This window comes from Caballeronia fortuita (assembly GCF_001544835.2).
GTDB classification, from domain to species: domain Bacteria; phylum Pseudomonadota; class Gammaproteobacteria; order Burkholderiales; family Burkholderiaceae; genus Caballeronia; species Caballeronia fortuita.
The window spans coordinates 169533-196036 of the sequence record NZ_FCNX02000016.1; the positions used below are offsets into that span (position 1 = coordinate 169533).

Consider the following 26504-nt stretch of genomic DNA (forward strand, 5'->3'; position numbering starts at 1 on the left):
CGTTTGCGTACGGTCGCGCAAATAGCTTATTTCGAATGCTGCTCCGCGAGCGATTGAATCAGCGCCTCGAGCCGCGAGAAATTGACGGGCTTGGTCAGATGATCGCGAAAGCCCGCATCGCGGCAGCGGCGGATGTCCTCGTCCATGCCGTAACCGGTGATCGCAACAGACGGCTTGTCGGGCTGCAGGTTCTGCCACGCGCGCGCGATGTCGAGCCCGCTGCCGTCCGGCAGGCCGATATCGCTCACCAGCAGATCGAACGGCCCGCTCTTCGCGCGTTCGAGCGCTTCGCCGACGGTCACCGCGACCGTCACTTCGTGGCCGAGCATTTCGAGCACTTCGGCCATCGCCGACGAAGTCTGCTCGTTGTCCTCGACGAGCAGCACCTTCAACGCACGTCCCTGCTCGTCGCGCGCGGCTTCCACGAGCGGCGCGTCTTCGTGCGCGGGCTGCAGTTTCGCGAGCGGCAGCGTGAGCGTGAAGCGCGCGCCCGCGTCGCGCCCTTCGCTATACGCCGAGAGCGTGCCGCCGTGCTTCTGCGCGAGCGTGCTGGCGATCGCAAGCCCGAGTCCGAGGCCGCCGAACGAGCGCGTGATCGAATCGTCGGCCTGTTCGAACGCCGAGAAAATGCGCGGCAACGCTTCCGCGCTGATGCCGATGCCGCTGTCCGTCACCGACACCGCGATCGTCGCCGGATCGGGATTCCACGTGCGCACGTCGATGCGCCCGCCCGCCGGCGTGAACTTCACCGCGTTCTTCATCAGATTCCAGACGATCTGCTGGAGCCGCGCGGCGTCGCCGAGCACGATGATCCGCGCCGCATCGAAATGCGTTTCGAGCGTGAGGTTCTTGGTGCGCAGATCGGCCTCGGACATGTCGAGCGCGCTCGTGAGCAAGGTATCGAGCGCGACGCTCGCGAAATTGAGCGAGAGCTTGCCGCGCGCGATGCTCGTGAGATCGAGCAGATCGTCGATGAGACGCGCTTCGAGTTCGACATTGCGGCGAATGAGATCGAGCGTCGGATGCGCCTCGCGCGGCAGCGAATGCTTCATTTCGAGCAGACGCACGGCCGCGAGAATCGGCGTGAGCGGCGTGCGCAACTCATGCGACAGCACCGCCAGGAAATGGTCCTTCGCGCGATTCGCGGATTCGGCCTGATCCTTCGCGAGCCGCAGCGCGTCGGCGGCCATGTGCGCGTCGGTCGCGTCCCGCACGATCTTCGAGAAGCCGATCAGCTCGTCGTGCTCGCTGCGGATCGCCGTCGTCACGCCCGAGGCGAAGAACGAATGGCCGTCCTTGCGCCAGAGCCAGCGGTCGTCGCTTGCGCTGCCTTCGCGCCGTGCCGTTTCCAGTTCCGCTTCGAACACGCCGCCCTCGCGATCTTCCTGCGCATAGAAGATGTTCGCGGACTGGCCGAGCACGTCCTGCGCCGGAAAACCCAGAATGCGCTCGGACGCCGCGTTCCACGTGCGGATGCGCCCCTCGGGATCGAGCGTGATGACGGCGTAATCCTTCAGCGCATCGATGAGCAGGCGGAAATGCGTCTCCGTTTCGCGCAGCGCGCGCTCGACCGCGATGCGCTGCGCGCGTTCGGCGCTCTCGCGCATCGCGCGGCGCACGACGGCGGGCAGACGTTGCAGGCGCTGCTTGAGCACGTAATCGGTCGCGCCGCGCTTGAGCATGTCGACGGCATGCTCTTCGCCCAGCAGGCCCGACACGAAGATGAACGGCGTGTCGGGCGAGCGCTCGCTCGCGATGGTCAGCGCTTCGATGCCCGAGAACGTCGGCATGACGAAATCGGCGAGGATCACGTCGAAGCGCTTCTTCTCCAGCTCGGCGATGAACGCCGCGGAGTCATAGACGATCGACGCTTCCACCGCGTAATCGGCGCGTTCGAGCTGGGCGATCGTGAGCTCCGCATCGAGTGCGTTGTCTTCGACGAGAAGCAGATGCAGAGGCTGCATGATTCAGGCGCCCTCTTCGAAGGGCGCCTGCGGGCGCGGCGGATTGAGCGGTTGCGTGAGCATGGGCGCTGCGGTCATTGCGCGGGCGGCGGACGGCGAAAGCGCGTCGAGCCCGGCGGCGGCTCGTTGAGCACGGCCCAGAACACGCCGAGATCGCTGATCGCCTCGACGAACTCGGCGAATTCCACCGGCTTCACCACGTAGGCGTTTACGCCCAGCTCGTAGCTGCGTATCAGATCCTGTTCCTCGCGCGAGGACGTCAGCATGACGACCGGCACGCTTTTCAGCGACGCATTCGAGCGGATCATGTCGAGCACTTCGAGGCCGTCGATCTTCGGCAGCTTCAGATCGAGCAGGATGACAGCCGGATTGCCGGGCGCGCGTTCCTTCCACTCGCCCTCGCAGGTGAGATAGTCGATGGCTTCCTGACCGTCGCGCGCCACGATCACTTCGTTGGCAAGCTGACTCTTGTCGAGCGCGACGAGCGTGAGCTCGAGATCGTTCGGATTGTCTTCGACGAGCAGTATCGGTTTAAGCATGGTCTCTTCTTGACTTTGTACCTGGCGCGCCCTGCGTTCCATTCGCATTGCGGAACACGACCGGCAGGGAGAAATAGAATACCGCGCCCTCTCCCAGCCGCCCCTCGGCCCACGTGCGCCCTTCATGACGCTCGATGATGCGCCGCACGTTCGCGAGCCCGATGCCCGTGCCCTCGAACTCTTCCGCGCGATGCAGCCGCTGGAACACGCCGAACAGCTTCGCGCCGTACTTCATGTCGAAGCCGACGCCGTTGTCGCGCACGCCGATCACGTGTTCATCGCCGCTACGGGTCGCGAATATCTCGATTTTCGCCGATTCCCGCGTCCGCGTATATTTCACCGCGTTCGAAATCAGGTTGCGCACCGCAAGCTGGAGGAAAGCCGCATCGCCGGTCACGCGCGGCAGCGCGCCGATCACCCATTCGATGCGGCGCCCCGAGCCTTCCAGGTCGAACTCCTGCACGATCGAGCGCACGAGCGCGCCGAGGTCGACGGGCGCCGGTCTGAGCGCCGCGCGGCCCATCTGCGAGAAGGTCAGCAGGTCGTCGACGAGCGTGCCCGCGAAGCGCGCCGAATCGAGCATGTTGTTCAGAAAGCGCCTGCTCTTCTCCGACATGCGCTCGCCTTCCTGCTCGCGCAGCAGATCGCCGTATCCCGCGATATGGCGCAGCGGCGCACGCAGGTCGTGCGACACCGAATACGAGAACGCTTCGAGTTCCTTGTTCGCGCGCGTGAGTTCGGTCGCGAGTTCGGCGCGCTCTTCCGCACGGCGCAGCACGATGTTCAGCAGCGCGCCGCGCAGTTCGCCGGCGATTTCGAGTTCGCCCTGACGCCACAGCGCCGAATGGCCGCGTACCGTCTCGAGCCACGGCGAAAAGCTCGTGCGCGGCGCGCTCGCGCCATCCGCGCCTTCGATTTTCACCGGCTCGCCCGCCCATTTGATGGTCTGCATCACTTCGGGCCTGAACCATAGCAGATAGTTGCGAAAAATTTGCGAGACCGGCACCGCGAGCACGCCGCACGCGCGATTGACGTGCGCCTTCGCGGGCGGCCATTCGCGCGCGAGCGAATCGGTCGACCAGACGCCGGTCGTGTGATCCGCGAGCCAGTGCGTGAGCGCACGCACGGTGTCTTCATCGGGCGTCGAGCCGAGCAGCGTCACCCGGTCGTCGAAGACGATCGCCGCGCCCGCCGAGCGCGCGAAGCTCAGCACGTCGTTCGACACGGACTGCAGGCCGGCGACGAAATTCTCGTGCTCGCCCATCGCCGAGATCAGGCGGCCCATCGTGCGGCGCAGCGCGGCGAGATATTCGCCTTCGGCGCGCTCTTCCTTCGCTTCGATCTGCAAAGACAGCATGTGCCCGAGATGCTCGACCGCAACGCGCGTAGCGAACGGCACGATGCGCGCGTTCTGATCGTGACACGAGACGAGGCCCCACAACTGCCCGCGCACGACGATCGACACCGACATCGACGCATGCGTGCCCATGTTGCGCATGTACTCCAGATGCACCGGCGAGAAGCTGCGCAGCGTAGCGAACGTGAGGTCCGTCGCGCGGCCGGTGACGGGGTTCACGGCGGGCACGAGCCGCGCGGGCCGGTAGTCGACATCGGCGACGAGGCGAATGCGGTTCTTCAGATACAGCGCGCGCGCTTGCCGCGGAATGTCCGACGCCGGAAAGAACTGATGCAGGAACGACGGATAGCTGTCGTCGCGGTCTTCCGCGAGCACGTGGCTGCGCCCTTCCTCGTCGAAGCTGTAGAGCATCACGCGGCCGAAGCCCGTGATCGCGCGCATCTCGCGCACGGCGAGTTCGGCGAGCGCCTGCACGGTCTGCTCTTCCTGCAGCCCGCGCGCGAACGTGCGCACGAGCGGATACATCGACGCGAAGGCATCGCCGGTGGCCGAGCCCGCTTCCATCTCGACGATGAGCACGCCGTCATGCCGATGCACCGTGACGTCGAGCCGCGTCGATTGCCCACAGGACGACGGCGTCACGTCGATCGGACCGACATAGAGCGGCGCGTCGTCGAGCGCGGCCGTCGCGGCCGCCTGCGCGATACGCTGCGCGAGCGCCGCGCCGAGCACCGCATGAAGCGCCTCGCCGGGCAACGCATCGACGTTTTCGCCGGTCAGCGACGCAAGATTCTCGCTCGCCTGCACGATGCGCAGATCCTCGGACAGCACGAGCAGAAAGCCGTGCGGCTGGATGCCGCCGGGAATATGGATGGGCTCCGCGTCGCAGTCCTTGCTCGCGACGCCCGAGTTCAGCGTGCGCCGGCGCGCTTCGGCATCGGGCGGTCCCTGCGATACGTCGTGCAAAGCCCGCGCGCCGATGGGCGGATCGCTTTCGGCCTCGCTCATGTAGCCGCTCCCGGCGTTGGCCGCGAACAATCGATATCGACTTCCTCGGGACACAGCCACGCGTGCAGACTGTCGAACGTGGCGATGGCGGACCTCACCGCGTCGTCGTACCCGGCTTCGGGCACGCTCGCCACCGCGGTTTCGCGAAACGCGTTCCACATGCTGCCCGTGCGCGGGCCGTAGCCGTCGAAATAGGTATTGCCTTCACCCGGCGCGAGCGCGAGACGCGCGGCGACGTGCGGCGCGATGAAACGTCCGCCGAGCGTGCTGCCTTCCATCACGTACATCGAACCGAACGCGTCGGCGATGCTTCTCATACGCGGCAAGTCTTCATCGACAGCGGCTCGCGGCAGCGATGCGGCGCGGCGCGCATCGCCCGTCAGCGCGGCGAGATCGTCGGCGAGCAGCGGCGCCTTGCGGCGCGCGTCGAAGAAGCCGGCGAGCGATGCCGGCATGCATGCGGCCACCGCGTGTTCCCAGGGCGCGACGTAGCCATGAAATCGTTCGAGCAGCGCGATGTAGTCGTCGCGCCGCAGGTCGTCCCGCATCAGGTCGAGCGCATTCTCGAGCCGCGTATGACACGCGGCGGTTTCGTTCTTCAGACGGGACAGGAGGTCGAGGGGCATGTTCCGTTGGGTTGGCTTCGGGCCGCAAAGCGGGCATGGGATGCTGGCATCGGAAGGGCTTACCGGTTCACGCGCGCCGCGCGGCGCGCGCATCGGTAGAAAGAACGCGGCAAACGTTGTGTTGCGGCTCGGCGCGCGATCAACGTTTCATTCTACGCAAGCGGCCCGCGCGCTGCTATCCGGAAGCGGTTTCACCGTCCGGTTCACTGCTTGCGCGAAGACCCCTCGCCGCTGTTTTCGTTGACGTGTTCGTCGCGTTGCGTCTCGCGCTGATAGTCGCCGCCGCCGCGCCGGTCCGTATCGACCAGACCGCGCTCGATATCCTCATGCGCCTGCTTGCCGACATCGCGCGCTGCGTGCTCGTGCTGCGACTCGACGTTCTGATCCGCTTCGTGCGGCAGCGGTGCGTCCGCTGCATCGTCGTGTTTCTGCTGGCCGCCGTCGGGCGCCGTGTTCGCGTGCTTCATCTTCATCTCCTGGAACGTTGCTCACTTGCGCGGCCCGCTGATGCCGAGCCGCTTCTTCATCTCCGCCGTGAGCCGCTGACGCGCCTTGTCGTAGCCTTCCCACGGATCGCGCTTCAACGCATCGAGACGCTCGCGCACGTTGCCGATGTTCCATTGATCGCCGCTCGTCACGCTATCGAGTTCGTCCCACGCGAGCGTCACCGATGCGCCCAGCCCCGGCCGCGCCCGCAGCGAGAACGCCGCGACCGTGCTCGATCCACGGTTGTTGCGCAAATAGTCGATGAAAATCTTGCCCTTGCGATTCTGCATGCCCATCTTCGCGGAGAAGAGTTTCGGCAGCGCGCTCGCCATATGCTGCGCCACGGCCTGCGAGAAGTCCTTCATCTCGTCCCAGCCCGCGTGCTTCGCGAGCGGCACGACGACGTGAAAGCCCTTGCCGCCGCTCGTCTTGCAAAACGACGTGAGTCCGAGTTCCGCGAGCAGATCCTTCGTGAGTTTCGCGGCCTCGATCATGCGCTCCCAGCCGACGCCCTCGCCCGGATCGAGATCGAACACCATGCGATCCGGCTTCTCGATGTTCGATGCCACCGCGTTCCACGTATGCAGTTCGATGGTGCCCATCTGCGCCGTGCCGACGAGCGCCTTGGCCGATTCGATCGTGAGCAGCGGCGGATGTCCCGGATCGATATCGGCATGCTGCGTGATGTGGGGAATCGCGAGCTTCGCGCTGTGCTTCTGAAAAAAGAGCTCGCCGCCGATGTCTTCCGGCGCGCGCACGAGCGACACCGGCCGATCCTTCAGATGCGGCAGCATCCAGTCGGCGACCGACGCGTAGTACTCGACGACATCGAGCTTCGTGAGACCCGTCGACTTGTCGATCACGCGTTCCGGATGGCTGATCTTGACCCCTTCGATTTCAGCGGCGCTTGCCTTGGCCTTCTTTGCGGCCGGGGTCTTTTTCGCCGCGACTTTCTTCGCCGCGACCGGCTCTTCCTTGACGATCTGACGCGCGGGTTTATCGTCGCGCAGACTGACGAACGATGCTTGTCGCACGATGCGCTCCTTGGTCCATTCCGCGAAATTGCATTCGGCTACGAGCTCGGGCCTGACCCAATGCACGGGCGTGCGGCTGCGTTCGCGCGGCTCGCTTGCAAAGGGCATGCGCTGAGTCTCGCGCTTGTCGAGTTCCTTCTTCACCGCGACGAGCGTCGCATGATCGAATCCGCTGCCCACGCGCCCGGCGTACTGCAATTTGCCGTGCGCGTCGTACACGCCGAGCAGCAGCGCGCCGAACTGCCCGCGGCTGCCCGAAGGCTCCGAATAGCCGCCGATCACGAATTCCTGACGGCGGCGGCACTTGAGCTTGATCCATGAATTGCTGCGCCCCGATACATACGTGCTGTCGGCGCGCTTGCCGATGATCCCTTCGAGCGCCATGTCGCATGCGCTCTTCAGGAGGTCGTCGGCGTGAAAGGCGAAGTCCTGCGAATAGCGCAGCACCGGATCGTCGACCGGCTCGATGAGCGCCTGCAAAATCGCGCGGCGCTGCACGAGCGGCACGTTGCGCAGATCGTAGCCGTTCAGATACGGCACGTCGAAGAAATATACGACGATGTCCTGCGGCCTTCCGACATCGAATGCGTTCTGCAGCGCCTGAAAATCAGGCAAGCCGCGATCGTCGAGCACCACGGCTTCGCCATCGAGCCAGGCGCTTTCGATATCGAGCCGTTCGAGCGCCTTCACTTGCTTCGAAAACTTCGCGGTCCAGTCGTTGCCGTTGCGCGTATCGATGCGGATCGTGCGCTTGCCCTTCACCGTCTCGATGCGCACGAGCACACGATAGCCGTCGAATTTTATTTCGTACGCCCAATCATCGCCGGGCGGCGCGGCATCGACGAGGGTTGCGAGCTGCGGCTTGAACGATGCGGGCAGTTTCGCCTTCACCGCGCCTTCGATCGCCGGTTCGTGCGACAACGTGCGCAACGACTCCGCGCTGCGTGTCGCGACGATATCCGGATGCGCGTGGCCATCCGCGTCCTTCGGTGCTTTCGGCGCAGTCTTGCGCGCGGGCGTTTTCTTCGCGTTCGCCTTGCGTTCGTCGCGCTCGCGCAGCGCGCCGCTCTTGTCGCGCGCACCGAGCGATTCGGACATCACGCTGCCCGGCCTCTTCAACAGGATGTCGTATTCGGCTTCGGGGCGCGCTTCGTCGTCGCGTTCCTTGATGAGCAGCCACTGCTCCTTGTCGCCGCTGCCGCGCATGTGACTCTTCACGAGCGTCCATCCGCCGTGCAGCTTCTCGCCGTCGAGCGTGAACTTGAGCTTGCCTTTCTCGTATTCGCGCGCCGCCTCTTCGATGCTGCCCGACTGCGGCGCCCACGTTCCGCGATCCCACACGATGACGCTGCCCGCGCCGTAGTTGCCTTCGGGAATCTCGCCTTCGAACGAGCCGTAATCGAGCGGATGATCTTCGACGTGCACCGCGAGCCGCTTCACCGAGGGATCGAGGCTCGGCCCTTTTGGCACCGCCCACGATTTCAGTGTGCCGTCGAGTTCGAGCCGGAAGTCGTAGTGCAGGCGGCGCGCGTCATGCTCCTGGATCACGAAGGACAACGCGCTCTGTGCCGGCTTCTTCGCGCGCTTGCGTGCGTCTGCCTTTTGCGCGCCCGACGGTTCCGGCGTCTCATTGAAGCGCCGCATCCGCTGATAGGTTTCGAGTTTCTCGGCCATGATCGTCTACTCGTGACGCATGCGCTCACGCGCGTTTGCGGCGCGTCGTCTTGCGCGCCGGACGCGCGGTTTCCTCGCCGGCTGCATCGCCTGAATCGTCATCGGACGATGCGGCCTTGCTGCCGCGCTTCGTCGCGCCGCCCTTCTTCAGGCTGCGCTTGAGGAGTTCGGACAAGTCGAGAATATCGGCCGATGCTTTTTCTTCGCCGCCGTCCTCGATCTTCATCACTTCGGCGATCTTGCCTTCCTTCACCTTTCTGTCGACGAGCGCCATGATGTCGTCCTTGAAGGTGTCGTGATACTTCGTGGGATCCCACGTGTCGCTCATGTCGTCGATGAGACGCTTGGCCATCTCGAGTTCCTTCGACGTGACGCCCGCCTTTTTCGTGTCCTCGTCGGGAAACTTGAACTGGCCGAAGTCGCGCACTTCGTCGCCCCAGCGCAACGTGTTGAGCGCGAGCGCGGGACCGACCGGAATCAGCGCGGCCAGATGCTGTTTGTTATGCAGCACGACGCTCGCGATGCCGACCTTGCCGGTATCCTTCAGCGCGTCGCGAAGCAGCGCGTAGACCTTTTCGCCCTTGCGGTCGGGCGCGAGGTAGTACGGCGTATCGAGCGAAAGGAAGGAGATTTCGGGTGCATCGACGAAGGCGAGTATGTCGACGGTCTGCGTCGATTCGGGATTGGCCGCGCGAATCTCGGCGTCGGTCATCACGACGTACTTGCCCTTCTCGTATTCGAAGCCGCGCACGATGTTGTCGCGCGTGACTTCCTTGCCCGTGTTCTTGTTGATCTGCTTATAGCCGATCGGGTCCATCGAACGCTTGTCGAGCAGATTGAAGCCGACTTTCTCCGACTGCGTCGCCGGATAGAGTTGCACGGGCACGTGGACCAGCCCGAAGCTGATCGCGCCTTTCCAGATCATGTGCGGCATTGCGGCACCTTCGCTGTCGGATCGAGTCGATGAATACGCTTTTCAGCGCGGTATCGACAGCAATCGCAGGAAGCGTGCCAAGCGGCATGACAGCGCCGATCCGCGCCGGCGCCAGAAACGTGGAATTGCGCCGCTGCTTTCACCTGTAAGCCTTACTGCCGGTCGACGTCGTTACGGCAAGTTCGTGTACGCAAGAAGAAAAGACAGTTAGTTGCGAACAGAATGGCGAAAAAACGCCGGACGAAGCCGGCGCGTCGAACGTTCATTTGCGGCTTGCGGTGACCGTCAATTGCGTGCCGTCGTCGAGCGTGACGGTTTTCTTCGAGCCGGTGGAAGTCGGCATGGAGAAGCGCACGATCTGGCTGAAGCGGTTATCGACTGGACATTGCAGGCTCTTGCCGCCCACGGTCACCTTGCTCGTGCCCTTCGGCGCGTACGCACGGAAGCTGATCTGCACGTTCGCCGATCCGTTGTCCGCGACGACCGGCGCAAAGCGTATCTGCACCTGCCGCACCGCCTGCCCGTCCGCGCTCTTCGGCACCGATGCCGCCTGCGGGCAGCCGTCCGGCACCGCCTGCGCGCCGCTCGGCGCGGTGCCCTGCCAGGTGAAGTCATCGGTCTGTCCCGAGCGGATGGTGCGCGTTTCCTGCTCGTTGCCGAAATTCTTCGACGCCATCTTCACCGTGTACTTGATGGGGCCGTCATTGGGCGCTTCGGAGAGCACCCTGATGCCGGGCGTTGCATGCGCGGTCGCTGCAAACATTGCGAGCGCGGTGACGGAAACGATGCGACGAACGATCAAACGACGATTCATGCCGCCACCTCCGTATCGAGCGCTTGGAAGGAAGGCCGGCGCCGCGTAGCGCCGGCGTGCTGTCGGGCGGAATCAGTCTAGCGCCCCGCATGACAGCCCATCCTAGTGGAAAACCCGCGCCCGCGGCAACGTCGATGACGTTCGTCAACTCACGCGTCAAAAGCCGGTCATGACGAGCTTGCCGACCGTGCGCCCTTCTTCCAGAAGGCGATGCGCCTCGCGCAGATTCGCTGCGTCGATGCGGCCGAGATTCTTGCCGAGCGTCGTGCGGATCGTGCCTGCGTCGATCAGCCGCGCCACTTCCGACAGCAGCTTGTGCTGCTCGATCATGTCGGGCGTCTTGAACATCGCGCGCGTGAACATGAACTCCCAGTGAAACGCCGCGCTCTTCGATTTCAGCAATTCGACGGGAACGGGCTTCGCATTCTCGACGATCGACGCGATCGCGCCTTGCGGCTTAACGATTTCTGCGGCGGCGGGGAAATGCCGGTCGGTGTCGTTGAAGATCAGCACGTAATCGACCTGCGCAAAGCCGATGTCCTTCATCTGCTTGGGCATGTCCTCGAAGTGATTGACGATGTGATCCGCGCCGAGATCTTCGGCCCATTTCGCCGATTCGGGCCGGGACGCCGTCGCGATCACCTGGAGCTTCGCGACGCGCTTTGCCAACTGAATGCCGATCGAGCCGACGCCGCCCGCCCCGCCGATGATCAGCACCGACTTGCCCGCGTCCTTGCCTTCCGCCGACACGCCGAGCCGCTCGAAGAGCGCCTCCCACGCGGTGATGGTCGTGAGCGGGAGCGCGGCGGCGCAGGTGAAATCGATCGACTTCGGTTTCGCGCCGACGATGCGCTCGTCCACGAGATGAAACTCGCTGTTCGCGCCCTGACGCGTGATGTCGCCCGCGTAGTACACCGGATCGCCGACCTTGAAGAGCGTCACGTCCGGGCCGACCGCTTCCACGACGCCCGCCGCGTCCCAGCCGAGCACGCGCGGCGTCTCCTCGACTTTTTCCTTGGGCGCGCGCACTTTCGTGTCGACGGGATTGACCGCGATCGCCTCGATTTTCACGAGCAGATCGCGGCCCGTGGGCACGGGCTTGTCGAGTTCGATGTCGATCAGCGATTCGGGATTCGAGATCGGAAGATAGCGGGTCAGGCCGATGGCTTTCATGTTTTGCTCCGCTGATTGGACTGGCACCGATGTTAAAGCGCCATCGACATCGGGAAAACCGTCATAATCGCTGAAACATTTTTCGGGAAATCCATCGAATGGCGATCGATTCCGTGGCCGACGGCGCAACGCGCGGGCGTCTCGACCTGCTCGACGTCGGCCTTTTCGTGCGCGCGGCGGCGCTGGCGAATCTTTCGGCGGCGGCGCGGGAGTTCGGTTTGTCGCCGGCGGTGGCGAGCGCGCGCATCGCGGCGCTCGAGCGCATGCTCGGCGCGCGGCTTCTGCATCGCACGACGCGGCGCGTGTCCGTCACGCAGGAAGGCGAGATTTTCGCGGCCCGCGCGCGCGAACTGCTAGACGCCGCCGATGCGGCGCGCGCGTCGGTCGGGCGTGCGCGCGAGCATCCGCACGGACGGCTGCGCGTGACGATGCCGTCCTCGCTCGGCCGCCAGCACATTTCGCCGCTGATTCCGGCGTTCTTGCGCGCGCATCCCGGGGTGAGCATCGAGTTGCGCATGACCGATCAGATCGTCGATCTCGTCGATGAAGGCATCGACCTCGCGATCCGCATTGGCGCGCTGAAGGATTCGACGCTCATCGCGAAGAAGCTCGCGACGAACCGGCGCGTGCTGTGCGCGTCGCCCGCGTATCTGGCCGAGCACGGCACGCCGCGCCATCCCGCCGATCTCGCCGACCACGAATGCGTCATCCTCGCCGATCAGCGCGACTGGAGCTTCGTGACGCCGACTGGCGTGATCGACGTGCGCGTGTCGGGACGCATCGCGACGGACAATGGCGAAGTGATCCGCGATGCGCTCGCGGCGGGCATCGGCATCGGACTGAAATCGACGTGGAGCGTAGCGCCCTTGCTCGCGAGCGGCGAGCTCGTCACCGTGCTGGACGACTATCCGCTCGCGCAGACGGTGGCAATCTGGGCGGTGTATCCGAGCCGCGCGTTCGTGCCGCCGAAGACGCTCGCGTTCATCGACTTCCTTGCGGCGCAGTTCGGCGAGCCGCCGTACTGGGACGTCGATCCGGCGCGCGTGCAGCGCTGAAGGTTCTTTACAATGGCGGTTTCGCCGCCTTTTTCCCGTCCTTTCGATGAACCTCGTCATACAAAGCCCCAGCGCCATTTCCGATACGCATCTGCGTCCGCTCGCGGCGCTCGCGCGCTCAAAACAACCGCAGCGCGTCGACGATACGCGCGTGCGTCTCATCGACGCCGATCCGCTTCAGCGCCCTGATATCGACGCGTATTGCGGCGCGCATACGCTCGATTACGCGTACCTCGATCCAGATGCGAAGCTGAGCGATTTCGGCCTCGTCGCGATGGATATGGATTCGACGCTGATCACGATCGAATGCATCGACGAGATCGCGGATTTTTGCGGGCTGAAGGCCGAGGTCGCGGCGATCACGGAAGCGTCGATGCGCGGCGAGATCAAGGACTTCAACGAAAGCCTTACGCGCCGTGTCGCGCTGCTCGAAGGGCTCGATGCGAGCGCGCTGGAACGCGTGTATGAGGAGCGTCTGCAACTGTCGCCGGGGGCGGAACGCATGCTCGAAGGGGTGCGTGCGGCCGGTCTCAAGACGCTGCTCGTTTCTGGCGGGTTCACGTTCTTCACGGAGCGTCTGAAGGCGCGGCTCGGCCTCGATTACACGCGCGCGAATACGCTCGAGATCGTCGATGGGAAGTTGACCGGCAGGGTCGTAGGCGAAATTGTCAATGCGAATGTGAAGGCGCGGACGCTGATCGAAACTTGCGCGCGGATCGGCGTCGAGCCCAAATGTGCGATCGCAATGGGCGATGGGTCGAACGATCTGAAGATGATGGCCGAGGCGGGTCTGTCGGTGGCGTTTCGGGCGAAGCCCGTCGTGCGGGAATCGGCGAGTCTCGCGTTCAATTTTGTCGGGCTTGACGGGCTTTTGCGGCTTTTTTGATTTGTGGGTGATTTTCGTTTTGGCTTTTTGTCGCCGGATCCCGTTTTGTTTTCGGTTTATTAGCACTGCCCCTGTGCGGGGCGGCAGTCACTTTCTTTGCTGCTGCAAAGAAAGTAACCAAAGAAAGCAGCTTTTTCACGCCCGCGGTCACACGCACGTTGGGTAGTTCTCTCGTTCTCGGTGGCACTCGCCTAACGTGTGCCCTCATCACGATCACCCGGCTTGGATCGCGCACGGTCTGACTCGCTAGTCCGTTTAGCGTGCGGGTTCAGCACCAAACAGCTCCGGCCCGCTTCGCGGCCGATGGGTCAATCGGGTGTGCGCGTGACTCTTCTTCGATGGTTTCCCTCGCATACCCCACGGCAGCGCGTAGCGCTGTGCCGATGCTCTTTCGTGCTGCACCAGTTCGTTATGTGGTGCGATGTGGCGGACCGTGCGCGATCCAAGCCCGATTGGGCCTATGAGGGCGACACTTAGGCGAGTGCCACCGTGGACGAGAGTACTACCCAAACTGCGTATGACCGCGGGCCTGAAAAGCTGCTTTCTTTGCTTACTTTCTTTGCAGCAGCAAAGAAAGTAAGTGCCGCCCCGCACAGGGGCAACGCTAATAGACCACAAAGAAACCGGGATCCGGCGAAGGAAGAAAAAACCTCACCCAAACGCTTTACGCAAACCCGCTTCCAGATCCGCCCGCAAATCGGCCTCCGCTTCCAGCCCGACATAAAACCGCACCAACACCCCTTCATGCGGCCATTGCGACGCGGTGCGCATCGAGCGGATGTTGTAGGGCATCGCGAGGCTATGCGCCCCGCCCCAGCTCCAGCCGATCGAGAAGAGTTCGAGCGCTTCGACGAAGGCATCGACTTGCGCGGACGAATACCGGCCATCGAAGACGATAGAAAACAAGCCCCCCGCGCCGCCCTTGAAATCACGCGCATAAAACGCGTGGCCTGGGCAATCTGCAAGCGCCGGATGCAGCACCGCCGACACCTCCGGACGCGTCTTCAGCCACTGCGCAAGCGCCAACGCGCTACGGTCGTGCGCTTCGTAACGCGCTTTCATCGACGGCAGACTGCGCAGCACGAGCGACGCATCGTCCGACGACACGCCGACGCCCATCCTCATGCGCGCACGCTTGAGCTTCCTGTGCAGTTCTTCGTCGCGCGTGATGGTCGCGCCCATCAGAATATCGCTGCCGCCCGACTGATATTTCGTCAGCGCCTGCACGGAAATGTCGACGCCATGTTCGAACGGCTTGAACGCGAGGCCCGCCGAGAACGTGTTGTCGATCGCCGTGACGATGCCCTTCGCGCGCGCGACAGCGGCGATCGCCGGCACGTCCTGCACTTCCATCGTCACCGAGCCAGGCGCTTCGAGCCAGATCAGCTTCGTGTTCGGACGGATCGATTCGGCGATGCCCGCGCCGGTCATCGGATCGTAATAAGTGACTTCCAGCCCGAAATCGGCAGCAAGCCAGTCAGCGTGATCGCGATTCGGCCCATAGGCGTTGTCCGGCACGAGCACGTGATCGCCCGCCTTCACGAGACCGAAGTAGACGTTCGATATCGCCGCAAGCCCCGACGGCTGCAACAGCGCGAACTCGCCGCCTTCGATCGCGGCCAGGCGCTGCGCGAGCGCGATGGTCGTCGGCGTGCCGTGCAGACCGTAGCGCCACTTCGAATCGTCGCTCCAGACGAGCGAACGCATGGCCGCGAGATCGGGGAACACGACCGTCGATGCCCGCGCGACCGGCACCGAAAAGGACTCGAAGCCGGGCGTGATGCGGTCTTCGGGCTGAACGATGCGGGTCTGCAGATCGCGGTCCTTGTTGCTGGAATCAGTCATGGCTTTGCAATGCGAAAAGAAGGAGACCGCCGCCGGCAGCAAGCCCGGCGGCGCTGAGAGAAGACAGGCTATTCGCCGATGATGACGTTGCTCGTGCCGCCCACGGCATTCTTCGGCGGCGCCGGCGGCGCGGGTTCCAGCGACGGCGCGGGCGGCGCCTTGGCCGTGCCCGTCGCGGGAAGCTGGACGCCCGCCACGGCGGGGCGCAGATCGAAGGGTTGCGCGTTCGAATCGTCCGGGTCCATGCGCTCGCCCGACACGCTGCCGTCCGCCGCGAACTTGCCGACCCAGTTGCCCGTGATGTGCGTGCCGTCGTTCGATTCCTCGATCTCGAGCGTGTCGCCGTCACGATCGCCCGCTACCAGAATCACGTTCGGGCTGCCAGCGAACTTGTATTCGCCGTGCACGCCGGACGGCTCGTCGGCCTTCGCGCCGAGCTTCATCTCGATCTGCCGGTCGCCGAGCGTGCCGACATAGCGCGGAAATTTCGCGTATTCCGGATTCGGCGTGAGCGGCTTTTGCGGCGGCAGCGCCAGTTCCCGGATCGCGGCCTGCGCGCCGTGCGCGTCGGCACCCGTTGGCTCGCGCTCGGTTTGCGGCAACACGCCCGCCTGCCCCGCCGGCATCGGCGAATTGCACGCGGCGAGCGCGGTGAAGAGCGTCGAGGCCGCGATCATCCGCGGCCACTTCATGCTTTGAATCATCCGTGAGTCCTTCAAATGCGCTCGAAGATCGCCGCGATGCCCTGCCCGCCACCGATGCACATCGTCACGAGCGCGTAACGGCCGCCGATGCGCTGCAGCTCGTACAGCGCCTTCACGGTGATGAGCGCGCCGGTCGCGCCGATCGGATGCCCGAGCGAAATGCCCGAGCCGTTCGGATTGACCTTCGCGGGATCGAGCTTCAGTTCCTGCGACACGGCGCACGCCTGCGCGGCGAACGCTTCATTGGCTTCGATGACATCGAGGTCGTCGACGGAGAGGCCCGCGCGCTCCAGCACCTTCTGCGTAGCGGGAACAGGGCCGATGCCCATGATCTTCGGATCCACGCCCGCGTGCGCGTACGCGACGAGACGCGCGAGCGGCTTCGCGCCGCGCTTCTCGGCCAGCGAGCGCTCCATCAGCACGACGGCCGCGGCCGCATCGTTGATGCCCGACGCGTTGCCCGCCGTCACCGTGCCGTTTTCCTTCGCGAAAACCGGCTTGAGCTTCGCGAAGTCTTCGGCAGTCGCGTTCATGCGGACGTGCTCGTCGCGGTCGAATACAGTGTCGCCTTTTTTCGACGCGAGCGTGATCGGCAGAATCTGGTCCTTGAAGTAGCCCGCTTCGATCGCCTTTGCCGCGCGCCGGTGCGATTCCAGCGCGAGCGCGTCCTGCATTTCGCGCGTGATGCCGAACTTCGCGGCGACGTTCTCGGCCGTCACGCCCATGTGGATCTTGTCGAACGGATCGTTGAGCGCGCCCACCATCATGTCGACGATGCGCGTGTCGCCCATGCGCTGGCCGAAGCGCGCGGTGGGCATCACGTACGGCGCGCGGCTCATGCTTTCCGCGCCGCCGCCGATCGCGACATCGGCATCGCCGAGGAGAATCGATTGCGATGCCGACACGATCGCCTGCAAGCCCGAGCCGCACAGCCGGTTCACCGTGAGCGCGGGCGCGTGCTGCGTGACGCCGCCGTCGAGCGCCGCGACGCGCGCGAGGTACATGTCGCGCGGCTCGCTATGAATGACATTGCCGAACACGACATGCCCGACTTCGTCGCCCGCGACGTTCGCGCGGGAAAGCGCCTCGCGCACGACGCGTGCGCCGAGATCGGTCGGGGCAAAGTCCTTGAGCGCGCCGCCGAAATCGCCAATTGCCGTGCGCACGCCGCTCACCACCACCACTTCTCGTTGCATGTTGCGGTCTCCGTTGTTTGAGGTACGGCTATTCTGCCAGCGCGCGCTCGACCTCGTCCTTGCGCGGAATCGGCGCCACGGCGCCAAAGCCTTGCGTCGACAAAGCCGCCGCGGCATTCGCATAGCGCGCCGCCGCGAAGGGATCGTCGCCGGCGACGATGCGCGCGATGAACGCGCCGCCGAAGCAATCGCCCGCGCCGGTCGCATCGACCGCCCGCACGGCGCGGCCCGGCACCACGCGCCGCTCGCCGGGCGTCGCAATGTACGCGCCTTCGCGGCCGAGCTTCAGCGCGACCACTTTCGGCCCGAGCGCAAGCAATGCATCGACGATCGCGTCCTTGTCTTCGTGGCCGGTGAGCAGCGTGACGTCATCCCAGCTCGGCAAGCAGATGTCCGTCGAACGGATGGCTTCCATCATCACCGCGCGGGCGCGCGCGAGCGGCCACAGCTTCAGGCGCAGGTTCGTGTCGAAGCTGACTTTGACGCCATGTGAGCGCGCATGGTCGATGGCGGCGAGCGCGGCATCGCACGCGGATACGCCGATCGCGAGACTGATGCCCGACAGATGCACGACCTTCGCGGCGGCGATCGCATCGAGCGGCACATGCGACGGCGCGTAGCGGCTCGCCGCCGACCCCGCGCGCAGATAGTCGAAGCGATGCCCGTTCTCGCCGTGCGACACGAAATAGACGCCCGTGGGCGCGTCGTGATCGACGCGGACCGTCGATGTGTCGACGTTTTCCGCGCGCCACAGATCGAGCAGCAATTGCCCGAAGTGATCGTTGCCGACGGCGGACACGAAGCCCGTCGACGCGCCCTGGCGCGAGGCCGCGATCAGGAAGTTGGAGACGTCGCCGCCGAAGCCTTGCAGATAGTTCGGCTGGTCGCGCGTCGACTGATTGAACTCGATCATCGCCTCGCCGAGCGCGAGGACGTGCGGCGTCTGCGGCATATGCTCAGACCTCGCCCCAAAGATCGTGGCCATCGGCGCCGGTGATCTTCACCGACACGAAGTCGCCGGCCTTGTAGCGCTTCGATGCCTTCGTCGTCGGCGCGATGTAGACGACGCCGTCGATTTCCGGTGCGTCCGCCGCCGTACGGCCGATGCCGCCTTCCGCGCCCACTTCGTCGACGAGCACTTTCAGCGTCTTGCCGACCTTCTTCTTCATGCGCTTCGCCGACAGCTCTTCGGCCAGCTCCATGAAACGCGCGCGGCGTTCCTCGCGCACCTCGTCGGGCAATGCGCCGTCGAGTTCATTGGCCGTCGCGCCTTCGACCGGCGAATACGCGAAGCAGCCGACGCGATCCAGATCCGCTTCCTTCAGGAAGTCCAGCAGCGTCTGGAACTGCTCTTCCGTTTCACCCGGAAAGCCCGCGATGAACGTGCTGCGGATCGTCAGATCGGGACAGATTTCGCGCCACGTCCTCACGCGCTCGAGCACTTTCTCGGCGTTCGCCGGCCGCTTCATGCGCTTCAGCACTTCCGGATGCGCGTGCTGGAACGGCACGTCGAGATACGGCAGCACGTGACCGCGCAGCGGACCTTCGGCCATCATCGGGATGACTTCGTCGACGCTCGGATACGGATAGACGTAATGCAGGCGCACCCACGCGCCGTACTGCGCGGCGAGTTCGCCGAGCGCGCCGACGAGATCGGTCATGCGCGTCTTGAGCGGCTTGCCGTTCCAGAAACCGGTGCGGTATTTCACGTCGACGCCGTACGCGCTCGTGTCCTGCGAGATCACGAGCAGCTCCTTCACGCCGGACTTGAAGAGATTCTCGGCTTCCAGCATGACTTCGGCGACGGGACGCGACACGAGATGGCCGCGCATCGACGGAATGATGCAGAACGTGCAGCGATGATTGCAGCCTTCCGAAATCTTCAGATACGCGTAGTGGCGCGGCGTGAGCTTGATGCCGGCGGGCGGTACGAGATCGGTGAACGGGTCGTGCGGCTTCGGCAGATGCGTATGCACGGCGTTCATCACTTCGTTGGTCGCGTGCGGACCGGTGACCGCGAGCACCTTCGGATGTGCTTCCTCGATGAGCCCTGTGCCGCTCGCGCTCTTTTTCGCGCCGAGGCAGCCGGTGACGATGACCTTGCCGTTCTCGCTCAATGCCTCGCCGATGGCGTCGAGACTTTCCTGCACGGCTTCGTCGATGAAGCCGCAGGTGTTGACGACGACGAGGTCCGCGCCGTCATACGTGCCGGAGATTTCGTAACCTTCGGCGCGAAGCTGCGTCATGATCTGCTCGGAATCGACGAGCGCTTTGGGGCAGCCGAGCGACACCATGCCGATTTTCGGCGCGGCAACCGTCTTGGCGATTGAATCTAAAGAATTTTTCACGGGGAGACTGTCTTGTGGGAACGCACGAGGCCAATCCACTATTTTACCCCGTCGCGCGAATCGGACGCTTTCGGCGCGTGATCGCCGGCGTTTTTTATTGCCGGCGGAACACACTCACCGGATCGCCGTAGCGCCCGGCAATGGGCGCCGTCGTGTGCACGAGCACGTAATCCCGGCCCGTCAGCGCCTTAAGGCGCGCGGCGGTCATCGGAACATTCGCGAGCCCCTGGTTCCCGGGATAGCGTTCGTTCATGGCGATGACCACATCCGGCGCGTCGGCGAGCGTCTTTTTAAGCAGATTCCAGCGCGCGTCTTCCGTGAGCGCGGTCATGATGTACGGCCAGTTCATGTTGAGCGGATACGCGCTCGGCTCGCCGAAGGCGACGAGCACGTTCGGCAAGCCGCTATAGTTGAAGACCTTGTCGCCGGGCCGCACGTAGCGCAGCACTTCCGTCGACGTACGATTGATGGGCGCCTGCTGGCCCGCCGCGATATTCGCCTCTCTCATGTCCCGGTAGTCACGCACGAGAAAAACGATGGCCAATACCGCGACCGCTGCGGCGATCGTGCGCACGGTCGGCCGACGGCGCGCAATTACGATTCCGGCGACCGCGCATACCGGCGCGAGCGACGCCAGGAAGTAATGCGGGAAAAAAGTCAGGCCGAGCACGGCTTGCGACCAGGCGCCGGCCATCCAGCACACGCATAGGAGCAGCGAGACGCGTGCGGCGGACCACTTCTGCGAACGCGAACGCCAGAGGTCGATGACCGCGAGCGGAATCAGCACGATCATCACGATCGTCGTCCAGACGCGATTCGCAGCAAGAAAAGGACCGAGCGGCAGCGTCCAGAACGGGACCGCAAAACTATGCTTCGCGTTCGAGAAGAACTCCGTGATCAGTCCTGGCGACAATCCCGTCCGATAGATCACCGCGCCCAGCAGATAGTTGTACGTCGTGCCGGTCATTTCCAGGTGCAGCCAGAACGCGCCCGCGCCCGCGAGCGCACCTGCGCCCATGCCGACGAGCCAGCGGATCAGCGCACCGACCGTCTTGCGTTCGAGGGCCGTGAGAAGCCACGCGGCGACCACGAGCGCATCCGGCAGCAAGGACGATTGCTTTACGAACCAGCCGAGGAAAACGAACAGACCGGCGATGAGTCCGTGTACGAACCATCGTTTCGCCGGCCGCCGCACGAGATGCAGCACGAGCGCCAGTTCCGGCAAAGACTGATACAGCGCGATGTTGAGACCATCGTCGGTGGCTCTGACATCGGAGGCCAGCACGAGATAGCCGAGCGCGGCCGCCAGCGCGACCGGCATCGCGCTCGCCGCGCGCCCGATGCGCGTGCCCGCCGCCCGCGCGACGGCGAAGAAGAGCAGCAGCGCCGTCGCCGCTAGCCAGACCGCTTCGCCTATACGCGCCGCTTCCACCAGACCGAAGCGCTTCCCGAGAAAATGCAGGAACGGGCTCCAGTACATTTCGACGAGAGGGTTCTTCGTTTCGAACGACGCCCAATACGGCGGCTGTCCATTGGCAATATTGTTCGCCATGAAAACGAAGTGCGCGCCGTCGCGCTGCATCGGCGCATGCAGATTGGCGCGCAGATAGAAAATCGCGAGTAGCGCGATCAGCATGACGGCGATGCCCGCCCACGGCAAGAGAGCGGAACCGGTCAGTTGCGCTGTCGCCGATGCTTGCGCCACGGATTCGCGCGACGCTCGGTTTCCAAATTCCAAACAGACTCCCTCGAATCGTCGAGAAACAGAAGTTCGCTTCGATCAGCGATTTGCTCGGCCACGCCTTGCGCATCGAATCGGCTTTACGCCGTGCGCTGCGCGGCGTTGAACGTCCAGTATCGATTAAGCAGAAAATTGCAGACCGGCACGACGGCGATCACATAAAGCTGGGCGCGGAAGTAATCGCAATGGGCGTATCTGATGAGGCCCATCATCATGCCGGTATTGAGCGCGAGTCCACCCAGCGAGACGGCCGTATAACGCCAGAATGCAGCCAATCTCGAGCGCTGCGACTGAAACGTCCAGCCCCGATTGAGCACGTAGGAGATCAGCAGTGCGACGGAAAATCCCGCCACTGCGCCCGCCGCCGGCGGCCATCCGAACCACTCGACGCATGCGGACAACACGCCGAGATGCGCAAGCGTGCCAATTCCCCCGACGACGATGTAGCGAACGAACTGCCGAATGACCATTCAGACCATCCACTCGGCGATGACGTAGCGAGGCCGCCGCTTGACCTCTTCGTAAATTCTCGCCACGTATATCCCGATGAGTCCCATGCCAAGCATCAGCGCGCATCCGAGAATCAGCAGCAAGAGGATGATCGTCGTGAATCCGTCGACCGCGCTTCCGGTCAGCTTCCGAAAGAGCGTCTGCAGTCCGAGAATCACGGCGAAGACGAAAAAACCCAGTCCCGTTCCGATCAGAAGATACAGCGGCGCGGACGAAAACGAGGCCACCGCCGTAACGGCGAGCCGCAGAAGCTGCAATGTCGACCATCCGCTCTCGCCGCCGGCGCGTTCGTCGACGTCGTACAGGATCTGCTCGCGCCTGAAGCCGAGCCACGCGTTCATGCCGCGAAAGAACAGGTTGCGCTCGTCCATCGTGCGCCACGCGTCGACGACGCGCTTGTCCATCAGCTTGTAGTCCGACGCGCCGTGCAGATCGAGACCGGTCAACCTGGAGAAGATCGTGTAGAACGCGCGGCTATTGACGCGGGCAAAGACGCTCTCCTTCGAACGCTGCCGCTTCACGGCTTCGACGACGTCGGCGCCTTTGCGCCACTGCGCGACCATCTCCGGGATCAGGCTCGGCGGATGTTGCAGATCGCCATCCATGACGATGACGGCGTCGCCGCGCGCGTGTTCGAGCCCGGCGGCGAGCGCCGCCTCCTTGCCGAAGTTGCGGCTGAGACGCGCGGCCTTCACCTGCGCGAACTGCGCGCACTGCGCCTCGATGACTTCCCAGGTGTTGTCGGGCGAACCGTCGTCGATCAGGACCAGTTCGTACGGCATGCCGACTTCGCCCAGGATGCGCATGATTTCCTTGAGCGATTCGGCGAAGTGGCTCGCCTCCCGATACAAGGGAATCACGAGCGACAGCAAACCCTCACCGTCACGCGCCGGCATGATTCACACCCACGCATGCGATGGTCGTAGCCGGAAGCCACAGGCTGTGCCGGCCGAGCGAACTCGGCAATCCGATGCCGAATTTCGACGCGATCAGCGGCAGCGGGAACGCGTGATCGTAGGGGACGACCTGCACGGATGACAGTCCGCTCTGCTCCATGAGCCGCGAGAGGCTGTCGCCGTCGAAATAAAGGACGTGCTCGGGAAATTTGAAGGACGGCCAGCGATTGCCCATCAGCTTGCGCCAGAAGCTGCCGAAATCCGGCGCGGCGACGAGCATGCTGCCGCCGGGTTTCAGACGGCGCGCGAGCGCTTCGACGAACGCGCGCGGATGATAGACGTGCTCCACCACATGCGTCGCGATCACGCAGTCGAACTGCTCGGACTCGGGCACCGCGTCGATGCCGCCCTGCCAGACTTCGGTCGCCATCTGCCGCGCGCTGCGGACCGCGTTGGCGGAGTAATCCGTCCCGCATCGGCGCTCGAAGTACGGCTTCGCTTCGTCGAGCAGATAGCCGAAGCCGCAACCGATCTCGAGCAGCGAGCCGCCCGTGCGCCCCTGCCCGGCGAGATGCCCGAGCACGCGCCGGAACGTGCGCCGCAGGGCGTCTTCCTGCTCCGAATAGTTCGTATAACCTTCGCCGTCGTCGCGGCCGAAGTAGTCGTCGTCCTGATACAGCGAGAGCATCTCCTGCTCCGGCAGGCGCGGCGCGAGATAAGCCAGACCGCATTTCTCGCACGCGCATACGCCGAAGGGCTTGCCATTGCGCGGGGGATACAGTTGCTTTCGCTCGGGACTTCCACAGAGCGGGCAGTCGGGCGTTTCGAGATTCAGCTCGGTCATCGGTACGAGGAGTCGGGACGAACACCAGACGGCGTTCGTCGGCGCGGCAGGAAGGTCGCGTATGAAAGATTTCTACAATGATGCGGGATTATAAGGCACCGCTGTATCGCGGACCACGGGCGGGCTATCGCGCGAACTCGAGCACTGCAATGAAGCCTTCGACCTTGTCCCGGGCAAGCCGCCGACACGCGTCGGACCGATTCCCCTGCCCCGTTTCCGTCCTGGTCCGATTCCCGACGCTGACGGCGCGCAGCAAACTCGAACGAATCCGCAGTCTTCCGCCGCTCTTTCGTGGCTTCAACCAATACATCGCCGTTTCATGTCCGACTACTCAGCGCTGCGCCACTTGAATCCGTTGTTCATCACGCCCTGCTACTCGGGCCAGGTGACCTCGGGCTACGCCACCAGCATGCTCACGCTCACCAACGAACTCTGGCGCCTCGGCGTGCAAGGCTCGATGCGCATCTGCTCCGGCGAAAGCCTTGTCACGCGCGCGCGCAACGAAGCCGTCGCGCATTTTCTGACGCACACGCAGCACACACATCTCTTCTGGATCGATGCCGACATCGGCTTTACGCCGGATCAGGCGCTGCGCCTGTTGCTCTCGGATCGCGATGTCGTTGCGGGCGTGTATCCGCTGAAAAACATTGACTGGAGGGGCGAGATTCCCGCCGGTCTGACGCAGGCGCAGTTTCTTGCCCGCGCAATGCGCTATCCGGTGAATTCGCACGACGGCGCGCGCCTCAAGATTGACGACGACGGCTTCATGGAAGTGGACGAAGCGCCCACGGGCTTCATGTGCATCCGCCGCCCGGTGCTCGAAACGATGATCGCGCGCATGCCCGAACTGCGCTACGTTCCCGACGCGCCGCCCGATTCGCCGTTGCACGGCCACTGCTATCGCTTCTTCGACGTGATGGTCGAGCCCGAAAGCGGGCGCTATCTCTCCGAAGACTATGCCTTTTGCCGCCGCTGGCGCGACCTGGGCGGCAAGGTCTACGTGGATGCACGCTCCACACTCGCACACCACGGTTCATTCACGTACCGCGGCGATTTCGGCGCGGCCTGCGCGCTCGATCCGGCGCGAGCCGTAGGCGGCCAATGAGCGGGCGACGCGCACGCGCTCTCGCCGAGGCGCGCGAGCCTCGACGCCCGAACGCGCCTTCGAAACGCGTTACTTCTTTTCCGTCGACGAAGGCGTGGGCGTCGGAAACGGAAACGTGTTGAACATCGACTTCGCCTGCGACTGCATCTGCTCCTGCATCTGCACGAACATGTTCTTCGACTGCTCGATGTAGCTCGTCATCATGCCCTGCATCATCGGCGCCTGCATGTTCATGAACTGCGACCAGACTTCCGGATTGAGCGCGTTGCCGTCGTAGATGCCCTTGCTCTGCTCGGTCAGCTTCTGCTGGATGTCGATGAACGCCTGGATGTTCTTTTCCAGGTACGTGCCCATCATGCCCTGCATCGCATGGCCGTAGAAGCGGATGATCTGCGAAAGCATCACCGACGAGAACATCGGCAGGCCGCCGCTCTCTTCTTCCAGAATGATCTGCAGCAGGATGCTGCGCGTGAGGTCGTCGTTCGACTTCGCGTCGAGCACCTTGAAGTCTTCCTGATCGAGCACGAGTTGCTTCACATCCGACAACGTGATGTACGTGCTCGTCTCCGTGTCATACAGCCGACGGTTCGGATATTTTTTGATGAGTCGTTCGGCGGATTTCTTTGTAGTAGTAGTGGTGGTCATTTAACGCCTTTAAACGCAAAACTTTACTGCGATGGCAGCAAGCAGGTCTTGCGTTGTCGCAGAAAAGCGCTGCTGCATGTTCGCCGCATCGTTGATAAATCCGGCGAGTGGCGGCCTCCCGCGCACCGGTAAGCGCGCGGGACGCCGTCGCCCGTCAGCCCATATGCAAGCCGCCGTTCAGCGAGAAGTCGGCGCCGGTCGAGAAGCCCGATTCGTCGGAAGCCAGCCACGCGCAGATCGAGCCGATCTCGTCGGGCGTGCCCAGACGCCGCACGGGAATCGTCGCGACGATCTTCTCCAGCACTTCCGGACGGATCGCCTTCACCATGTCCGTGCCGATATAGCCCGGGGACACCGTGTTGACCGTCACGCCCTTGGTCGCCACTTCCTGCGCGAGCGCCATCGTGAAGCCGTGGATGCCGGCCTTCGCGGTCGAATAGTTCGTCTGACCGAACTGGCCCTTCTGACCGTTCACCGACGAAATGTTGATGATGCGGCCCCAGCCGCGCTCGACCATGCCGTCGATGACCTGCTTCGTCACGTTGAAGAGGCTCGTCAGGTTGGTGTCGATGACCGCGGTCCAGTCTTCGTGCGTCATCTTCCGGAACACGACATCGCGCGTGATGCCTGCGTTGTTCACGAGAACATCGACTTCGCCGACTTCGGCCTTGACCTTGTCGAACGCGTTCTTGGTCGATTCCCAGTCGCCGACGTTGCCTTCCGAGGCAATGAAGTCGAAGCCGAGCGCCTTCTGGTCTTCCAGCCATTTCACCCGGCGCGGCGAGTTCGGGCCGCAGCCCACGACGACCGTGAAGCCGTCCTTGTGCAGGCGCTGGCTGATGCTCGTGCCGATGCCGCCCATCCCGCCGGTTACATACGCTATGCGCTTCGTCATTCCTCACTCCATTTTCGTTATGCGGACGACGATCTCCGTGCCGCCCGCTGGCCCTTCCCAATCCCGCCAGTGACTACAGTGACTACGCGTGGCTCAAGGACGTTCCACCGCCAGCGCGACGCCCATCCCGCCGCCGATGCACAGCGACGCGAGACCCTTCTTCGCATCGCGCTTCTGCATTTCGTGCAGCAGCGTGACGAGAATCCGGCAGCCCGATGCGCCGAT

Annotated in this window: 23 protein-coding genes and 1 pseudogene; 3 read left to right on the forward strand and 21 right to left on the reverse strand. The window is 64.1% G+C overall.

The features are described from left to right. Window positions 1-26 precede the first annotated feature (26 nt). From AWB77_RS27180 to AWB77_RS27220, 9 genes are all read right to left on the reverse strand, one after another. On the reverse strand, window positions 27-1964 hold the full coding sequence (locus AWB77_RS27180; RefSeq protein ID WP_061137557.1) for a hybrid sensor histidine kinase/response regulator: 1938 nt from the start codon (window positions 1962-1964) through the stop codon (window positions 27-29). A gap of 74 nt (window positions 1965-2038) precedes the next feature. Further along, the gene (locus AWB77_RS27185) at window positions 2039-2503 is read right to left on the reverse strand and encodes a response regulator (RefSeq protein WP_061137558.1); all 465 of its coding nucleotides are present in this window, start codon (window positions 2501-2503) and stop codon (window positions 2039-2041) included. Beyond that, window positions 2496-4868 (reverse strand): ATP-binding protein, encoded by a 2373-nt coding sequence (locus AWB77_RS27190; protein ID WP_061137589.1) that lies wholly within the window; start codon window positions 4866-4868, stop codon window positions 2496-2498. Before AWB77_RS27190 ends, AWB77_RS27185 begins: the two co-directional genes overlap by 8 nt. After that, window positions 4865-5494, reverse strand: a complete 630-nt coding sequence (locus tag AWB77_RS27195; protein ID WP_061137559.1) for a biliverdin-producing heme oxygenase — start codon at window positions 5492-5494, stop codon at window positions 4865-4867. The genes AWB77_RS27190 and AWB77_RS27195 overlap by 4 nt, the downstream gene beginning before the upstream one ends. 203 nt (window positions 5495-5697) lie before the next feature. Next, window positions 5698-5961, reverse strand: a complete 264-nt coding sequence (locus AWB77_RS27200) for a hypothetical protein (RefSeq protein WP_074168977.1) — start codon at window positions 5959-5961, stop codon at window positions 5698-5700. Between the two features lie 21 nt (window positions 5962-5982). Continuing rightward, the gene (gene ligD / locus AWB77_RS27205) at window positions 5983-8688 is read right to left on the reverse strand and encodes a DNA ligase D (RefSeq protein ID WP_061137561.1); all 2706 of its coding nucleotides are present in this window, start codon (window positions 8686-8688) and stop codon (window positions 5983-5985) included. A gap of 25 nt (window positions 8689-8713) precedes the next feature. Then, the gene (gene ku, locus AWB77_RS27210; RefSeq protein ID WP_061137562.1) at window positions 8714-9622 is read right to left on the reverse strand and encodes a non-homologous end joining protein Ku; all 909 of its coding nucleotides are present in this window, start codon (window positions 9620-9622) and stop codon (window positions 8714-8716) included. A gap of 262 nt (window positions 9623-9884) precedes the next feature. Continuing rightward, window positions 9885-10436 carry a DUF6013 family protein gene (locus AWB77_RS27215; RefSeq protein ID WP_061137563.1) on the reverse strand — a complete coding sequence of 184 codons (552 nt, stop codon included), beginning with the start codon at window positions 10434-10436 and terminating at the stop codon, window positions 9885-9887. A 156-nt stretch (window positions 10437-10592) separates the two neighbouring features. Next, entirely contained in the window at window positions 10593-11609 is a 1017-nt protein-coding gene (locus tag AWB77_RS27220) for a zinc-binding alcohol dehydrogenase family protein (RefSeq protein ID WP_061137564.1), read from the reverse strand. A gap of 98 nt (window positions 11610-11707) precedes the next feature. Between AWB77_RS27220 and AWB77_RS27225 the strand changes: the two genes are divergently transcribed. Together AWB77_RS27225 and serB are read left to right on the forward strand one after the other, a co-directional pair. Continuing rightward, window positions 11708-12664: a LysR family transcriptional regulator gene (locus AWB77_RS27225; RefSeq protein WP_061137565.1), complete on the forward strand. Its 957-nt coding sequence runs from the start codon at window positions 11708-11710 to the stop codon at window positions 12662-12664. Between the two features lie 46 nt (window positions 12665-12710). Beyond that, window positions 12711-13550 carry a phosphoserine phosphatase SerB gene (gene serB / locus AWB77_RS27230; protein WP_061137566.1) on the forward strand — a complete coding sequence of 280 codons (840 nt, stop codon included), beginning with the start codon at window positions 12711-12713 and terminating at the stop codon, window positions 13548-13550. Between the two features lie 651 nt (window positions 13551-14201). Here the strand turns inward: serB and AWB77_RS27235 are convergent. From AWB77_RS27235 to AWB77_RS27275, 9 genes are all read right to left on the reverse strand, one after another. Beyond that, on the reverse strand, window positions 14202-15395 hold the full coding sequence (locus AWB77_RS27235; RefSeq protein WP_061137567.1) for a cystathionine beta-lyase: 1194 nt from the start codon (window positions 15393-15395) through the stop codon (window positions 14202-14204). 68 nt (window positions 15396-15463) lie between these two features. After that, complete coding sequence (locus tag AWB77_RS27240; RefSeq protein ID WP_244158665.1) at window positions 15464-16087, reverse strand: hypothetical protein; 624 nt, start codon at window positions 16085-16087, stop codon at window positions 15464-15466. A gap of 23 nt (window positions 16088-16110) precedes the next feature. Then, a complete protein-coding gene (gene bktB / locus AWB77_RS27245; protein WP_061137568.1) occupies window positions 16111-17295 on the reverse strand; it encodes a beta-ketothiolase BktB in 1185 nt (394 codons plus the stop codon). A gap of 28 nt (window positions 17296-17323) precedes the next feature. Continuing rightward, a complete protein-coding gene (locus AWB77_RS27250) occupies window positions 17324-18247 on the reverse strand; it encodes a sugar kinase (protein WP_061137569.1) in 924 nt (307 codons plus the stop codon). Between the two features lie 4 nt (window positions 18248-18251). Further along, entirely contained in the window at window positions 18252-19589 is a 1338-nt protein-coding gene (rimO, locus tag AWB77_RS27255) for a 30S ribosomal protein S12 methylthiotransferase RimO (RefSeq protein ID WP_061137570.1), read from the reverse strand. Between the two features lie 148 nt (window positions 19590-19737). Next, on the reverse strand, window positions 19738-21348 hold the full coding sequence (locus AWB77_RS27260; RefSeq protein WP_157694927.1) for a hypothetical protein: 1611 nt from the start codon (window positions 21346-21348) through the stop codon (window positions 19738-19740). A gap of 116 nt (window positions 21349-21464) precedes the next feature. Next, window positions 21465-21854 (reverse strand): GtrA family protein, encoded by a 390-nt coding sequence (locus AWB77_RS27265; RefSeq protein WP_061137572.1) that lies wholly within the window; start codon window positions 21852-21854, stop codon window positions 21465-21467. Next, on the reverse strand, window positions 21855-22790 hold the full coding sequence (locus tag AWB77_RS27270) for a glycosyltransferase family 2 protein (RefSeq protein ID WP_061137573.1): 936 nt from the start codon (window positions 22788-22790) through the stop codon (window positions 21855-21857). Then, a complete protein-coding gene (locus AWB77_RS27275; protein WP_061137574.1) occupies window positions 22777-23634 on the reverse strand; it encodes a class I SAM-dependent methyltransferase in 858 nt (285 codons plus the stop codon). The genes AWB77_RS27270 and AWB77_RS27275 overlap by 14 nt, the downstream gene beginning before the upstream one ends. Window positions 23635-23953: 319 nt before the next feature. On the opposite strand from AWB77_RS27275, the gene AWB77_RS27280 reads away from it, so the two are divergent. Continuing rightward, a complete protein-coding gene (locus AWB77_RS27280; protein WP_061137575.1) occupies window positions 23954-24739 on the forward strand; it encodes a hypothetical protein in 786 nt (261 codons plus the stop codon). A gap of 69 nt (window positions 24740-24808) precedes the next feature. On the opposite strand, the gene phaR is transcribed toward AWB77_RS27280, so the two are convergent. The 3 genes and pseudogenes from phaR to AWB77_RS34805 all read right to left on the reverse strand — a co-directional run. After that, window positions 24809-25384 carry a polyhydroxyalkanoate synthesis repressor PhaR gene (gene phaR, locus AWB77_RS27285; protein WP_061137576.1) on the reverse strand — a complete coding sequence of 192 codons (576 nt, stop codon included), beginning with the start codon at window positions 25382-25384 and terminating at the stop codon, window positions 24809-24811. 154 nt (window positions 25385-25538) lie between these two features. Then, entirely contained in the window at window positions 25539-26279 is a 741-nt protein-coding gene (locus tag AWB77_RS27290) for a 3-ketoacyl-ACP reductase (RefSeq protein WP_061137577.1), read from the reverse strand. A gap of 93 nt (window positions 26280-26372) precedes the next feature. Continuing rightward, window positions 26373-26504: pseudogene (locus AWB77_RS34805) on the reverse strand (acetyl-CoA C-acetyltransferase); the annotation flags it as partial.